Here is a 16,709-nt window from a genome sequence, read left to right on the forward strand (position 1 = left end):
GCACCGGCGCCTGCGCGGTGAGCGCCGCGCTGCGGCGCGCGTGACAGTCACGAAACAAAGGCGCGGTGCGTCACGAGGGCGCGTCAGGCGCAGAGGAGCCGAGGGAAAGCGCTTTCATTGGCTGGTGAAGGCGTCCGTCCCGCCGTTGCGCCGTGACCGAACCATTACCGCGGGCCGCTCACGACGGGTGTTATAGAGGCCCGTGCTTGTCATTAGGAGGCAGCTCAGCATGATTGAGGATCCACAGGTCATCCGCAGCGCCGGCCTCCAGCCGATCGGCATCTGGCGCAGCGGGCCCTGGCTCCCCGCGTTCACATCGACCGACTTGCGGGAGGCCGTCTCCTGCGTGCGAGAGCCGGTGCACGTGGTGCGTGAGACGCCGGATGGGCGCGTCGGCGTGTCCCGGGGCGGCGCTGTCCTCCGCGAGGATCAGGTCAACGGGGTCCCCACGTTCCCGCTCCTCGGAACGCTGCCCGCCCTGTACCCGGAGTGGCTCGGAGACCGCTCCTTCGTCGAGGTCCACGGCCTGCGCTTCCCCTACGTGGCCGGCGCGATGGCGAACGGCATCCACACCACGCGGCTCACGATCGCGATGGCCAACGCAGGCATGATGGGGTTCTTCGGCGCCGCCGGGCTCGGGCTGCACCGGATCGAGCAGGCGATCGACGAGATCTCGGCGGCGCTCGGGACGGACGGCCCCACCTGGGGCTGCAACCTCATCCACGCTCCGAACCAGCCCAGGCTGGAGAGCGACACGGTGGAGCTCTACCTGAAGAGGGGAGTCCGGCGGGCCGAGGCGGCCGCCTACATGGGCCTGAACCCGATGGTCGTGCGGTTCGCCTACAGCGGCGTCAAGCGCTTGCCCGACGGCCGCGTCGACCGGAAGAACCACCTGTTCGCGAAGATCTCGCGCCCGGAGGTCGCCGCGCGTTTCCTGTCGCCCGCGCCGGCCGAGATCCTCGACACCTGCGTTCGCAACGGGTGGCTCACCCGCGACGAGGCGGAGCTCGCGCGGAGCCTCCCGGTGGCCGAGGACATCACCGTGGAAGCGGACTCCGGCGGTCACACCGACAACCAGCCGCTCGTCGCGCTGTTCCCGGTGATCCTCGGCGTCCGCGACGAGCTCGCGGCGAAGTACGGGTATCACCGGCCGATCCGCGTCGGCGCCGCCGGCGGCCTCTCCACGCCGGAGTCGGTCGCCGCCGCGTTCGCGCTCGGGGCGGCGTACGTGCTCACGGGCTCGGTCAACCAGTCGTGCGTCGAGTCGGGCCTGTCCGACGAGGGCAAGAAGATGCTGGCCCAGGCCGATCTCCCGGACGTGGTGATGACGCCGGCCGCCGACATGTTCGAGCTCGGCGTGCAGGTCCAGGTGCTCAAGCGCGGCACGATGTTCGGCGTCCGCGCGCAGCGGCTCTACGACCTCTACGTCGCCCACGGATCCATCGAGTCGCTGCCCGCGGACGTGCGCGCGCGCATCGAGAGGGAGCTGTTCCAGATGTCGTGCGACGAGGTGTGGGCGGGCTGCGAGCGGTTCTTCACGGAGCGCGACCCGGCCGAGCTCGAGCGCGCCGCGCGCGACCCGAAGCACAAGATGGCGCTGATCTTCCGCTGGTATCTCGGCATGTCCAGCAAGTGGGCGATCGCCGGGGACCCGAAGCGCCGCGCCGATTACCAGATCTGGTGCGGCCCGGCCATGGGCGCGTTCAACCGCTGGGTCAAGGGGTCGTTCCTCGAGGACCCGGCGCGCCGCACGGCGGTCCAGGTCGCGCGCAACCTGCTCGAGGGCGCGGCCGTCGTCACGCGCGCCCAGCAGCTCCGGACGTACGGCGTCCCCGTGCCGAGCGCCGCATTCCACTTCACTCCTCGCCCGCTCGCCTGAGCGCCTGACCACCTGCCGAGGTCCTCATGCATCCTTCGTCTTCGCGTATCCCGCACATCGCCGTCGTCGGCGTGAGCGCCATCTTCCCCGGCTCGCTCGATGCGCACGGCTTCTGGCGCGATATCCTGTCCGGGACAGACCTCATCACGGATGTCCCGAGCACCCACTGGCTGGTCGAGGACTACTACGATCCCGACCCGTCCGCCCCGGACAAGACGTATGCGAAGCGCGGCGCCTTCCTCAAGGACGTGCCGTTCGATCCGCTCGAGTGGGGCGTCCCGCCGTCGATCGTGCCGGCGACGGACACGACGCAGCTGCTCGCGCTGATCGTGGCGAAGCGGGTCCTGGAGGACGCGGCGCAGGGGCAGTTCGAGTCGATGAGCCGCGAGCGGATGAGCGTGATCCTCGGCGTCACCTCCGCGCAGGAGCTGCTCGCCTCGATGGTGAGCCGGATCCAGCGGCCGGTGTGGGCGAAGGCGCTCCGGGATCTCGGGTATCCGGAGGACGAGGTGAAGCGCGCCTGCGACAAGATCGCTGGCAACTACGTGCCATGGCAGGAGTCGAGCTTTCCGGGCCTGCTCGGGAACGTGGTGGCCGGGCGCATCGCGAACCGGCTCGACCTCGGCGGGACGAACTGCGTGACCGACGCGGCGTGCGCGTCGTCGCTGTCGGCGATGTCGATGGCCATCAACGAGCTGGCGCTCGGCCAGTCGGATCTCGTGATCGCGGGCGGCTGCGACACGATGAACGACGCGTTCATGTACATGTGCTTCAGCAAGACGCCCGCGCTGTCCAAGTCGGGCGACTGCAGGCCGTTCTCCGACAAGGCCGACGGCACGCTGCTCGGCGAGGGCATCGGGATGGTGGCGCTCAAGCGGCTCGAGGACGCCGAGCGCGACGGGGACCGGGTCTACGCGGTGATCCGCGGGATCGGCTCGTCCTCGGACGGGCGGAGCAAGAGCGTGTACGCGCCGGTGCCGGAAGGGCAGGCGAAGGCGCTCCGCCGGACGTACGCCGCCGCCGGGTACGGCCCCGAGACCGTGGAGCTGATGGAGGCGCACGGCACCGGGACGAAGGCCGGCGACGCGGCCGAGTTCGAGGGCCTGCGGGCGATGTTCGACGAGTCGGGGCGCGAAGACCGCCAGTGGTGCGCGCTCGGCAGCGTGAAGTCGCAGATCGGCCACACCAAGGCGGCGGCCGGCGCGGCCGGCCTGTTCAAGGCGATCATGGCGCTGCACCACAAGGTGCTCCCGCCGACCATCAAGGTCGACAGGCCGAACCCCAAGCTCGACATAGAAAAGACTGCTTTCTATCTGAACACGCAGGCGCGGCCGTGGATCCGGCCGGGGGACCACCCGCGGCGGGCGTCGGTGAGCTCGTTCGGCTTCGGCGGCTCGAACTTCCACGTGGCGCTGGAGGAGTACACGGGCCCGGCGCCGAAGGCGTGGCGGGTGCGGGCCTTGCCGGCGGAGCTGTTCCTCCTGTCGGCGGACACGCCGGCGGCGCTCGCGGATCGCGCGCGGGCGCTGGCGAAGGAGGCGGAGGTGCCCGAGATCCTGCGGTTCCTGGCGCGGGAGTCGGTGCTCTCGTTCGACGCGTCGAGGCCGGCGCGGCTCGGGCTGTGCGCGACGGACGAGGCGGATCTCAGGAAGAAGCTCGAGCAGGTCGCGGCGCACCTGGAGGCGAGGCCGGAGCAGGCGCTCTCGGCGCCGCTCGTGCACTGCGCGAGCGGGGAGGCGCCGGGGCGGGTGGCGTTCCTGTTCCCGGGGCAGGGGAGCCAGTACGCCGGGATGGGCGCGGACGCGCTCATGACGTTCGACCCGGCGCGCGCGGCCTGGGACGCGGCGGCGGGCGTGGCGATCGCGGACGCGTCGCTGCACGAGGTGGTGTTCCCGCGGCCGGTGTTCTCGGACGAGGACCGGGCGGCGCAGGAGGCGCGGCTCCGCGAGACGCGGTGGGCGCAGCCGGCGATCGGCGCGACGAGCCTCGCGCACCTCGCGCTGCTCGCGGCGCTCGGGGTGCGGGCGGAGGCGTTCGCGGGCCACAGCTTCGGCGAGATCACGGCGCTGCACGCGGCCGGCGCGCTGTCCGCGGCGGACCTCTTGCGCGTGGCGCGGCGGCGCGGCGAGCTGATGGGCGCGGCGTCGTCGGAGCGGGGCGCGATGATCGCGGTCCCGCGGGGGATCGACGAGGTGCGGGCGCTCGGCCTCGGCGGCGTGGTGATCGCGAACCACAACGGCCCGAAGCAGGTGGTGCTGTCGGGCTCGGTCGCGGCGATCGAGGCGGCGGAGGAGCGGCTGAAGGGCGCCGGGATCCAGGCGCGGCGCCTCGACGTGGCCGCGGCGTTCCACTCGCCGCTCGTGGCGGAGGCGAGCGCGCCGCTCCGCGAGTTCCTGGCGGGCATCGCGGTCGAGGCGCCGGCGGCGCCCGTGTACAGCAACGCGGAGATCGAGCCGTACGCGGGCGGCGGCGACGCGGCGCGCGACCGGCTGGCGCGGCAGCTCGCGGAGCCGGTGCGGTTCGTGGAGGAGATCGAGCGGATGTACGCGGACGGCGTGCGCACGTTCGTCGAGGTCGGGCCGGGCTCGGTGCTGACGAACCTGGTCGGCGACATCCTGAGCGGCCGGCCGCACCGGGCGGTGGCGCTCGACCGCAAGGGCAAGCACGGCGTGACGAGCCTGTTCGAGGCGGTGGCGCGGCTCGCCGTGGCCGGGGTGCCGCTGGACACGCGGGTCCTGTGGGAAGGCTTCGCGGCGCCGAGCGATCCGCGGGCGCTGCCGAAGCCGAAGCTGGCGCTGCAGATCAACGGCAGCAACTACGGGAAGCCGTACCCGCCGCAGGGGGGCGCGAAGGCGCTGCCGGCGGCGAGCCCGCCGCGGGCGGCGCAGAAGCCGGCGCCGGAGGCGGCGCGGGCGGTGGTGAGCGCGCCGCGGCCGGTAGTGAGCGCGTCGCAGCCGGGAGTGAGCGCGTCGGCGCCGACAGTGAGCGCGCCGCGGCCGGTAGTGAGCGCGTCGGCGCCGGCAGTGAGCGCGCCGCGGGCGGTAGTGAGCGCGCCGCGGGCGGTGGTGAGCGCGTCGCAGCCGGGAGTGAGCGCGTCGGCGCCTGTGGCGAGTACGCCGCGGCCGACAGTGAGCGCGTCGACGCCTGTGGTGAGCGCGTCGCGGCCGGCGGCTGGCGCGTCGTGGCTGGCCGCGTACCAGGAAGCGCAGCGCGCCACGGCGGAAGCCCACGGCGTGTACCAGCGCACGATGGCCGAGAGCCATATCGCCTTCCTCCAGGCCGCCGAGGCGTCCTTCTCAGGGCTTGCCGCGCTGGCGACCGGCGCTCCGTACCCGGTCGCTCCGACGACGGTGTCCGAGGTACGGCCTGCGCCGGTTCTCCTCGCTCCGGTGCATGTGGGGCCTGTCTCGGAGGCGTCCGTACGGCCTGCAGCAGCGCCGACCGCGCGCTCCAGCGAGGGCAGGAGCAACGTGGCCCTGGACGGCCTGAACGGCGCAGGCGGGGAGCTCTCTATGGCTGTCGCGCTGCCGGCGCAGGCGGCGCCTGCCGTGACAGCGAAGGCGGCCGTTGCAGCGCCCGCCGTGACAGCAAAAGCGGCCACCGCGGCGCCTGCTGCGGCTGTGAAGGCCGCAGCCGCGGCGCCGGCAGTGTCTACGGCCGTCACCGCGCCCGTGGCCGCCGTGGCGACGCAGGCGGTGGTCGCCGCTGCGCCGCGTGTCGATATCGAGCGGCTGGTCCTCGACGTGGTCGCGGACAAGACGGGATACCCCGTCTCCATGCTGGGGCTGCAGATGGAGCTGGAGAGCGATCTCGGCATCGACAGCATCAAGCGGGTGGAGATCCTGTCCTCGGTCCGTGACCGGACGCCTGGGCTGGCGGAGGTCGACGCCTCGGCGCTGGCGCAGCTGCGCACGCTGGGACAGGTCGTCGATCACCTCCGCGCCTCACTGCCGGCCGCCGGGCCGGCCGCCAGCGCCAGTCCGGCTGTCGCCGCGCCCGCCGCGAAGGCGTCTGCCGTCGCGGCGCCTGCGGTCACGTCCACCGCGGCGCCTGGCGCGGCCGATGTGGAGCGGGTGGTGATGGCGGTCGTCGCGGAGACGACGGGCTACCCAGCGGAGATGCTGGGGCTGCAGATGGAGCTGGAGAGCGACCTCGGCATCGACAGCATCAAGCGGGTGGAGATCCTGTCGGCGGTCCGCGACCGGACGCCTGGGCTGGCGGAGGTCGACGCCTCGGCGCTGGCGCAGCTGCGCACGCTGGGGCAGGTCGTCGACCACCTCCGCGCCTCGCTGCCTGCTGCCAGCGCGAGCTCGGAAGTCGTCACGCCCACCGCCGCCACCGTGCCTGCTATCGCCGCGCCTGCCGTCGCGTCCGGCGCGGCGCCCGGCGCGGCCGATGTGGAGCGGGTGGTGATGGCGGTCGTCGCGGAGACGACGGGCTACCCGGCGGAGATGCTGGGGCTGCAGATGGAGCTGGAGAGCGATCTCGGCATCGACAGCATCAAGCGGGTGGAGATCCTGTCGGCGGTCCGCGACCGGACGCCTGGGCTGGCGGAGGTCGACGCCTCGGCGCTGGCGCAGCTGCGCACGCTGGGGCAGGTCGTCGACCACCTCCGCGCGAGCCTCGGCCCCGCCGCTGCCACCGCCGGCGCTGCCCCGGCGGAGCCCGCCGAGGAGCCGGCCTCCGCGCCCCTCGGCCGGTGGACGCTCGTCGAGGAGCCGGCGCCCGCCGCCGGCCTCACGATGCCCGGCCTCTTCGACGCAGGCACCCTCGTGGTCACCGGCCACGACGCGATCGGCCCCGCGCTCGTCGCGGCCCTCGCGGCGCGCGGGATCGCCGCCGAGTACGCCCCCGCCGTGCCCCGCGGCGCGCGCGGCGCCGTGTTCCTCGGCGGCCTGCGCGAGCTGGCCACGGCCGACGAGGCGCTCGCCGTCCACCGCGAGGCGTTCCTCGCTGCCCAGGCGATCGCGGCGAAGCCGGCCCTCTTCGTCTCGGTCCAGGACACCGGCGGCGACTTCGGCCTCGCGGGCTCGGACCGGGCCTGGGTCGGCGGGCTGCCGGGCCTCGTGAAGACGGCGGCGCTGGAGTGGCCCGAGGCGTCCTGCCGCGCGATCGACCTCGAGCGCGCCGGCCGCTCCGACGGCGAGCTCGCGGAGGCCATCGCCTCGGAGCTCCTGTCCGGCGGCGTCGAGCTCGAGATCGGCCTGCGCGCGGACGGCCGGCGCACCACCCCGCGCAGCGTCCGGCAGGACGCGCAGCCCGGGCCGCTCCCCCTCGGGCCGTCCGACGTGGTCGTGGCGAGCGGCGGCGCCCGCGGCGTCACCGCGGCGACGCTGATCGCGCTCGCCAGGGCCAGCCACGCGCGGTTCGCGCTGCTCGGCCGCACCGCGCTCGAGGACGAGCCGGCCGCCTGCCGCGGCATCGACGGCGAGGCCGCGCTCAAGGCGGCGCTCGTCAAGGCGGCGACCTCGGCGGGCCAGCGGGTGACCCCGGCGGAGATCGGCCGGGGCGTCGCGAAGATCCTCGCGAACCGCGAGGTCCGCGCGACGCTCGACGCGATCCGCGCCGCCGGCGGCGAGGCCCTCTACGTCCCTGTCGACGTGAACGACGCGCGGGCGGTGGCCGCGGCGCTCGACGGCGTGCGCGGCGCCCTCGGCCCCGTCACGGCGATCGTCCACGGCGCGGGCGTGCTCGCCGACAAGCTCGTCGCCGAGAAGACGGTCGAGCAGTTCGAGCGCGTGTTCAGCACGAAGGTCGACGGCCTCCGGGCCCTGCTCGGCGCGACCGCGGGCGACCCGCTCAAGGCGATCGTCCTCTTCAGCTCGGTCGCCGCGCGCGGCGGCAACAAGGGGCAGTGCGACTACGCGATGGCGAACGAGGTCCTGAACAAGGTCGCGGCCGCCGAGGCAGCCCGCCGCCCGGGCTGCCGGGTGAAGTCGCTCGGCTGGGGCCCCTGGCAAGGCGGCATGGTGAACGCGGCGCTCGAGGCCCACTTCGCGCAGCTCGGCGTGCCGCTCATCCCGCTCGCCGCGGGCGCGAAGATGCTCCTCGACGAGCTGTGCGACGCGTCGGGCGATCGCGGGCAAGGCGGCGCCCCGCCCGGCGCGGTCGAGCTCGTGCTCGGCGCGGAGCCGAAGGCGCTCGCGGCCCAGGGCAACGGCGGCCGGGTCGCGCTGGCCGTCCGCGCGGACCGCGCGACGCACCCCTACCTCGGCGATCACGCCATCAACGGCGTGCCCGTGGTGCCGGTGGTGATCGCGCTCGAGTGGTTCGCCCGCGCCGCGCGCGCGTGCCGGCCGGATCTCGTCGTGACCGAGCTCCGCGACGTGCGGGTCCTGCGCGGGATCAAGCTCGCGGCGTACGAGTCCGGCGGCGAGGTGTTCCGCGTCGACTGCCGCGAGGTGAGCAACGGCCACGGCGCGGTGCTCGCGGCGGAGCTGCGCGGGCCGCAGGGGGCGCTGCACTACGCGGCGACCATCCAGATGCAGCAGCCCGAAGGGCGCGTGGCCCCGAAGGGCCCGGCCGCGCCGGAGCTCGGTCCGTGGACCGCCGGCGGCGAGCTGTACGACGGCCGCACGCTCTTCCACGGCCGCGACTTCCAGGTGATCCGGCGGCTCGACGGCGTGAGCCGCGACGGGATCGCGGGGACGGTCGTGGGCCTCCGCGAGGCCGGCTGGGTGGCCCAGCCGTGGAAGACCGATCCGGCGGCGCTCGACGGCGGGCTGCAGCTCGCGACGCTGTGGACGCAGCACGTGCTCGGCGGCGCGGCGCTCCCGATGTCCGTGGGCGCGCTGCACACCTTCGCCGAGGGGCCGTCCGACGGCCCGCTGCGCGCGGTGGTGCGCGGGCAGATCGTGGCCCGCGATCGCACGAAGGCCGACATCTCGTTCGTCGACGACCGCGGCTCGCTCGTCGCGGAGCTGCGCGACGTGCAGTACGTCCTGCGCCCCGACACGGCGCGCGGCCAGGCGTGATCGAGGCCAGCGTGTTCGAGCCCATCGCGATCGTCGGCCGCGGGTGCGTCCTCCCGGGCGCGCTCCACCCCGCGGCCCTCTTGGACAACGTGCTCGCCGGCAGGGACCTCGTGTCCGCCGCGCCCGACGGCCGCTGGCGCCTCTCGCGCGAGCGCGCCCTCGCGCAGGGGGGGCTTCCCGCGCGCGGCGCGCGCGACGTGCGCGACGCGAAGGACCGCGCGTGGAGCGACCGCGGCGGCTACGTCACCGGGTTCGACGAGCACTTCCGCCGCGTGCTCGCCAGGGACCCGTTCCCGCGGCGGGGCGGGCCGCCCGAGTCCCTGCTCGCGCTCGACCCGCTCTTCCAGTGGGTGCTGCACGCGGGCCGCGAGGCGCTGCGCGAGGCGGGGCACGAGGGCCGGTCCGACCGCGCGGGCGCGGTGCTCGGGAACCTCTCGTTCCCGTCGTCGGCGATGTCGGCGTGGGTCGAGTCGACGTGGCTCGGCGATCTCGCCGGCGTCCCGCGGCCCGATCCGCGCAACCGGTTCATGTCGGGGCTGCCCGCCCACCTGCTGGCCGACGTGCTCGGCCTCGGGGCCGGGGCGTTCGCGCTCGACGCCGCGTGCGCGTCGTCGCTGTACGCGATCGCGCTCGCCTGCGAGCGGCTGCAGGACCGCGAGGCCGACCGGATGCTCGCAGGCGCGGTGTGCCGCTCGGACGACCTCTTCATGCACATCGGGTTCTGCGCGCTGTCGGCCATGAGCCGCACCGGGCAGAGCCGCCCGTTCTCGTCGGAGGCCGACGGCTTGGTCCCGGCGGAGGGCGCGGCGTTCGTGGTCCTGGAGCGCCTGTCGGACGCGGAGGCCGCGGGCAGGCCGATCCTCGGCGTGATCCGGGGGATCGGCCTGTCGAACGACGGCCGCGGCCGCGGCCTCCTGGCGCCCTCCGTCGAGGGCCAGCTGCGCGCGATGCGGGCCGCGTACGCCACGGCGGGCCTCGATCCCCGCGAGGTGTCGCTGCTCGAGTGCCACGCGACGGGCACGCCCCTCGGCGACGCGACCGAGATCGCGACCCTCAAGGAGGTGTTCGGCTCCCGCGAGGTCCCGCTCGGCTCGCTCAAGTCGAACCTCGGTCACCTCGTCACGACGGCCGGCGCGGCCGGGCTCCTCAAGCTGCTCGGCGCCATGGCCGCCGGCGTCCGCCCGCCGACGCTGCACGCCGATCCGCTGAGCGAGGCGGTGGCCTCGAGCCCCTTCCGGGTGCTGCAGCGCGCCGAGCCGTGGGAGGGGCGGCGGCTCGCGGGCCTGTCGGCGTTCGGGTTCGGCGGGAACAACGCCCACCTCCTCGTGGAGGCGTACGAGCCGTCCTCGCCGAGGGGCCGCGCGGCCCACGCCGCGCCGCAGGCCGCCGCTGCGGCCTCGCGCCCTGTCGATGCCGGGCGCCCCGCGCCGGCAGGCCCCCTGGCCGTGGTGGCCATGGGCCTGTGCGTCGGTGAGCTCGGCGGCGTCCGGGCCTTCGCGGAGCCGCTCCTCTCGGGCCGCGGCGCTTCGCCCCGCCGGGCGGCGGTCGCGCTGCCCGCGGATCGGCTCCGGTTCCCGCCGCGCGATCTGCAGCAGGCGCTCGCCCAGCAGACGCTGCTGCTCGAGGCGGTGATCGAGGCCACCGAGGGGCTCGCGCTGCCGCGCGATCGCACCGCCGTGCTGATCGGCATGGGCGCCGACACCGAGGTGTGCCGGTACATGGCGCGCTGGCGGCTCGCCGAGACGGCGCCGGCGCGGCTCGGTCCGTCGGTCGACGTCGGCGCGCTAAAGGACGCGATCATCCCCGCGCTGCAGGCGGCGGGCGTCGTCGGGAACATGCCCAACATCCCGGCGAACCGGCTGAACAGCCACCTCGACGTCGGTGGCCCGTCGTTCACGATCGCGGCCGAGGAGCTGTCCGGCCCCTGGGCGCTGCGCGTGGCGTCCCGCGCCCTGCGCGCCGGCGCGGTGGACGCGGCGATCGTCGGCGCGGTGGATCTCTCGTGCGAGCCCGCCCACGCGGCCGCGCTCGAGGCGCTCGGCGTCCGCCTGCCCCCCGGCGACGCCGCCGTGGTGCTCGTGCTCGAGCGCCTCGACGACGCCGTCCGGGAGCGGCACCCGGTCCTGGCGGTGGTCGTGGACGAGCCGGCCGACCCTGGTCTCGTGCTGTCGTCCACGGATCTCGCGCCGCGGTTCGGCCACGCGCACGCCGCCTCGGGCCTGCTGCACGTGGCCGCCGCGGTGCTCGCCTGCCGTCACGGCCGCAAGCCCGACGGGGCGCCGTGGCCCGACGAGATCCGGGTCGCCGAGGTCCGCTGCGCCGGCCTCGGCGGCGGCTCGCTGTCGGTCCGCATCGGGGCCGGCGGCCCCGCCGCGCCGCTCCCGCCGCCGCGATCGGCGGAGGGGCCGACGCTCACGCTCCCCGCCCACCCGCCGGCGATCGTCGTGCCCGGCGCGGCCTCCTGTTCATCCCCCGGAGACTCCATGGAACCTGCGCCGCCTCTGCCGTCCGCCCTCGACGACCTGCCGCCGCTGTACCCCGGGCCCACGGGGTTCTCTGCCGCCGACGCGGATCGGGCGCCGTCCTGGGACGAGCCGCCGCCGGTCGGGCCGGCCGTCGTCACGGCCGTCGCCGCGAGCCTCGCGGAGGAGCCGCCGCCGGTCGGACCGGCCGTCGTCGCGGCCGCTGCCGTGGACATTCCGGGCGACGTGATCGCCGGCGCCGCGGCGTTCACCGTGCAGCTCGCGCAGATCCACAAGGAGTGGGCGGAGCAGCAGGCCCAGGTCCACCGTCGGTTCCTTCGGATGCGGCAGCGCGCGCTGGACTCGCTCGTGCAGGCGTCGTCGGGCGCGGCCGCGGTGGTGGTCGAGACCCCCTCGGCGCAGGTGCCTCACGCCGCGCCGGTCCGTACCGAGGCCCCGCGCCTGGTCGAGGCGCCGCGCCCCGCCGCTGCGCCGCGGCCGATCGATGCGCCGCCTCTCGCGCGCATCGAGGCGCCGCGCCCCGCCGCTGCGCCGCAGCTGATCGAGGCGCCGCGTCCCGTCCGCGTCGAGCCACCGCATCCCGCACGCGCCGAGGCGCCGCGCTCGTTCGAGCCGCGCGTCGTCGAGCCGCCGCGCCCCTCCGCCCAGCCGGTGCTCGCCGCGGCGCCTTCCGTCGCGCCCCGCGGCCCCCGGTTCAGCCGCGAGCAGCTCGAGCACCTCGCCTCGGGCCGGATCTCCGAGGTGTTCGGCCCGCTCTTCGCCCGGCAGGACGCCTATCGCCGCCAGGTGCGCATGCCCATGCCGCCGCTCCTGCTCGCCGATCGGGTCACCGGGATCGACGCCGAGCCCGGCTCGATGAAGCTCGGCACGATGTGGACCGAGACCGACGTGCGGTGGGATTCCTGGTACCTGCACGACGGCGCGATGCCGGCCGGCGTCATGATCGAGAGCGGCCAGGCCGACCTGCTGCTCATCAGCTGGCTCGGCGCCGACTTCGAGAACAAGGGCGAGCGCGTCTACCGCCTGCTCGGCTGCGAGCTCACCTTCTACGGCGGCCTGCCGCGCCCGGGCGACACGCTCGTCTACGACATCCACGTCGACGGGCACGCGAAGCACGGCGACGTGCGCCTGTTCTTCTTCCACTACGACTGCCGGATCGGCGGCGAGCTGCGCCTCAAGACGCGCAAGGGCCAGGCCGGCTTCTTCACCGACGAGGAGCTCGCGAGCTCCGGCGGCGTCCTCTGGGACGCGGACACCGCCGAGCACGCGACGACCGCCCGCCTCGATCCGCCCCGGATCGCGTGCCAGAAGCCCGCGTTCGACCGGGCCGACCTCCTCGCGTTCGCGGCCGGCGACGGCGCGGCGGCGTTCGGCCCCGGCTTCGATCGTCTGAGCACCCACGTCAGGACGCCGCGGATCAGCGCCCCGCCCATGCTGTTCTTCGAGCGCGTCGACGTGTTCGACCCGGCGGGCGGCCCGTGGAAGCGCGGCTATCTCCGGGCCACGCTGCCGATCACGAAGGACGGCTGGTACTTCGAGGGCCACTTCAAGGACGACCCCTGCATGCCGGGGACGCTCATGTTCGAGGGCTGCCTGCAGGCGCTCGCGTTCTACATGGCGGCCATGGGCTTCACGGTGGACGCGGACGGCTTCCGCTTCGAGCCCGTGCCGGAGATCCCGTACCTGCTCCGCTGCAGGGGCCAGGTGGTCCCGGCGAGCCGGGTGCTCACGTACGAGGTGTTCGTCGAGGAGGTCCACGACGGCCCGTGTCCGACGGTGTTCGCCGACTTCCTGTGCACGGTCGACGGCCTCAAGGCGTTCCACGCCCGCCGCGTGGGCCTGCGCCTCAGCCCCGACTGGCCGCTGGCGAGCGTCCCCGAGCTGCTCGACGGCCACGTCGAGCCGGTGCCGGTCGCGCGCGTGCCCTGGTCCGAGACGGGCGCGCCGCCGCCGGACGGCGCCGCCTCGGCGGGACACGCGGACGCCGGCGGCTTCCCGTTCGATTACCGGAGCCTGCTCTCGTGCGCCTGGGGCCGGCCGTCGGACGCGTTCGGCCCGCTCTACCGCAGGTTCGACGGGGGCCAGCACGTCGCCCGGCTGCCGGGGCCGCCGTACCACTTCATGAGCCGGGTCCTGTCGGTCTCGCGCCCCATGGCGTCCATGAAGGCCGGCGCCGAGGTCGAGGTCGAGTACGACGTCCCGGAGGACGCGTGGTACTTCGACGAGAACGCGAGCCTCACGATGCCGTTCGCGGTGGTGCTCGAGGCCGCGCTCCAGACGTGCGGCTGGCTCGCGAGCTACGCCGGCTGCGCGCTCTCGACCGACGGCGCGCTGTACTTCCGCAACCTCGACGGCAAGGGCACGCTGCACGCCGAGGTCCTGCCGGCGCCGGCGCCGGCAGTGAGCGCGCTGCGCACCCGATCGCGGCTCACGAACATGTCCCGGTCGGGCGGCATGATCATCCTCTCGTTCCGGGTCGAGTGCAGCCTCGGCGGCGCGCGGGTGTACGACCTCGACACGGTGTTCGGCTTCTTCCCGAAGGCCGCGCTCGCGACGCAGATCGGGATCCCGCCGAGGCCCGAGGAGGTCGCCGCGCTCGATGAGCCGTCCGATTTCGAGGTCGATCTCCGCGAGCGCCCCGCGCGGTACTGCGGCGGCAAGCTCGGGCTCGCGCGGCCGTCGCTGCTGATGATCGACCGGATCGACGGCCTGTGGCAGGCCGGCGGCCGGAAGGGGCTCGGCCGGCTCCGCGCGCGGCGGGACGTGCACGCGTCGGAGTGGTTCTTCAAGGCCCATTTCCTGGGCGATCCCGTGCAGCCAGGCTCGCTCGGCATCGAGGCGATGCTGCAGACGATCCAGTTCTGGATGCTGCACCAGGACCTCCACGCGGGCCTCCGCGACCCGCGGTTCGAGCCCGTGATGACGGGGCACGAGCACTCCTGGCGGTACCGGGGCCAGGTGCTGCCGGCCAGCCGGCGCGTGACGGTCGACACCGACATCCTCGAGATCGGCCGCGACGACCGCGGGCCCTACGTCATCGCCGAGTCCTACCTCTGGGTGGACGGCCTGCGCATCTACGGCGCGACGCTCGGCGTGCGGATCGTCGACGGCGCCTCGCCGCGGACGCGGCGCGACGTCGGCTTCGACCCGCGCGCGAGCGCGCGCAGCCTCGCCTCGCTCCCGGGCGCCGTGGGCGGGAGCCCGCGCCTGCGCCCGCAGGAGCAGCCCGCGGCGAAGGCCGCGCCGGCGCCGGCGCTCGACGACGTCGAGGAGGTGCTGGACCCGGACGGGTGGGTTGCGGACCACCGCCCCACGTGGACGGTCCCGGCGCTCCCCGGGATGAGCATGGTCGACCGGCTGGCCGGCGCCGCGTTGCGGGCGCGCCCGGGGAGCGTGGTCGTGGCCGTGGAGGACGTGGTGGTGCAGCGCTGGCTGCCCGTGCCGGGGCCGGTGCGCGTCAAGGCCGAGGCGACCGGATCGGGCGACGTCCTCGACGTCCGGCTGCTCGCGTGGCGCGAGGCATCGAACCCGGCGCTCTCGCGGTTCGAGCCCGTGTGCACCGGCCGCGTGCGGGTGGCCCGTGACTACCCGCCCGCCCCGGCGCCGGAGCCGGCGCTCGACGCGCCGGAGGCGGACGATCCGTACGCCGCGGGGACGCTGTTCCACGGCCCTGCGTTCCAGTACCTGACCGCCCTCCGCCTCGGCGCGCGCGGGTCATCGGCGGTGCTGGACCCCCGGAGGGGCTCGGTTCCCCCCGGCACGCTGCACCAGGGCATGCTCGACGCGCTGACCCACACCATCCCGCACGACCGGCTGTCGCTGTGGGATCCGGAGTGCCCGCCCGCCCAGATCGCGTTCCCGTCGCGCATCCCGTCGCTCCGCCTGTACGGGCCGGCGCCCGGGTCGCCGGTGCGCGTGGAGGTGCGTTACGAGGGCCGTGACGATCGCTTCGTCTCGTTCCGGGTGCAGGCCATCGCGCAGGCTGGGGCCGCGGCGGGAGAGCGCGTCTGGCTGGAGCTCCGGCTGGTCGAGGTGCTGCTCCCGCAGGGGCCGATCGGCGGCGCGCCTCCCGGGATCCGCCGGGCGTTCCTGCGCGATCGCGCGCCGGTCGACCTCGGCGTCTCGCGGGTCGACGCGGCGTCGGGCGAGGCGCGCTGCAGCCCCGCCGACGTGCGCACGATGGACTGGATGCCCGGCACCGTGGCGCAGCTCTACGCCGCGTCGGGCGACCTCGTCGAGGCGGCGGCGGTGAAGGATCACGTCGCGCGGCGCGCGGGCGTGCACCCGTCGACCGTGTCCCTCGACGGCGTCTCCTCGGCGCAGCCGCTCACGCGCTGGCCGTTCGCCGTGGCGCGCGAGGGCTCCGAGGTCGTGGTCCGCGACGCGGGCGCGCCCGTGATCGACATCGCGCCTGTCCGCCGCTACTGGGGCGCGGCCATGGGCATCGGCCGGTGGCCGGCGGAGGACCTGTACTTCGGCCTCATCGAGCGGTTCATCCGCCGGGTGCACGTCGTCGATCCCGCGGCGTTCCGCGCCGTGAAGGGCCGGAGCCTGCTCTACCTCGGCAACCACCAGGTCGGCGTGGAGTCGCTGCTGTTCGGCATCGCCGTGTCCGGCCTGACGGAGGTCTCGACGGTCACGCTGGCGAAGGCCGAGCACCGGACGACGTGGCTCGGCACGATGCTCGCGCACTGCTTCGCGTACCCTGGCGCGCGCGATCCGAAGGTGATCACGTACTTCGATCGCGAGGACAAGGCGTCGCTCGGGAGCATCATCGCGGAGCTCGGGGCCGAGATGCAGGGGGCCGGCAAGGGCGTGATGGTGCACGTCGAGGGCACGCGGTCGCTCGATTGCCGCACGCCGGTGCGCAAGATGAGCGGCTCGTTCATCGACATGGCGCTCGCGGTGGGCGTCCCGGTGGTGCCGGTGCGCTTCTCCGGCGCGCTGTCGCCGGAGCCGCTCGAGCGGCGGCTCGAGTTCCCGCTCGGCATGGGCGTGCAGGACATCTGGATCGGCCGCCCGCTGCTGCCCGAGGAGCTCGCGGGGCTGACCTACAAGGATCGCAAGGACCTCGTGATCAGCGGCATCAACGGGCTCGGCCCGAGCAACGCGGAGGAGCAGCCGTTCCCCGGGGATCCTGCGTTCGCGGCGTCGGTGGACGCCTGGGTGGAGGAGGCGGGCGTCGCGCACGAGGACGCGACGGTCTTCCGGGTGCTGCAGGCGTGCGCCGACCCGACGCCGGAGACGGCGGCGATCCTGGAGGCCGCGCGCACGGGGCGGCTCGTCCCGCCCGACGCGCGGCGGGCGGACTGGCTGCGGAAGCTCGCCGCGCGGCTCCTCGGGAGGCGGCTCGGGGGGTGAGCCGAGGTGGAG

At 74.9% G+C, this 16,709-nt stretch carries 3 protein-coding genes; all 3 read left to right on the forward strand.

Annotated features, from left to right (window positions below; translation table 11 throughout):
- Positions 1-229 precede the first annotated feature (229 nt).
- Genes WMF27_RS04345 through WMF27_RS04355 form a run of 3 tightly spaced genes read left to right on the forward strand, consistent with a single transcriptional unit; the run spans position 230 to position 16,697 of the window.
- Complete coding sequence (locus WMF27_RS04345) at positions 230-1,879, forward strand: PfaD family polyunsaturated fatty acid/polyketide biosynthesis protein (RefSeq protein WP_437943856.1); 1,650 nt, start codon at positions 230-232, stop codon at positions 1,877-1,879.
- 26 nt (positions 1,880-1,905) lie between these two features.
- Complete coding sequence (locus tag WMF27_RS04350) at positions 1,906-8,853, forward strand: SDR family NAD(P)-dependent oxidoreductase (protein ID WP_437943857.1); 6,948 nt, start codon at positions 1,906-1,908, stop codon at positions 8,851-8,853.
- 11 nt (positions 8,854-8,864) lie between these two features.
- On the forward strand, positions 8,865-16,697 hold the full coding sequence (locus tag WMF27_RS04355) for a beta-ketoacyl synthase N-terminal-like domain-containing protein (RefSeq protein WP_437943858.1): 7,833 nt from the start codon (positions 8,865-8,867) through the stop codon (positions 16,695-16,697).
- Positions 16,698-16,709 lie beyond the last annotated feature (12 nt).

It is taken from the genome of Sorangium sp. So ce281 (genome assembly GCF_051527395.1).
GTDB lineage: Bacteria > Myxococcota_A > Polyangia > Polyangiales > Polyangiaceae > Sorangium > Sorangium cellulosum_B.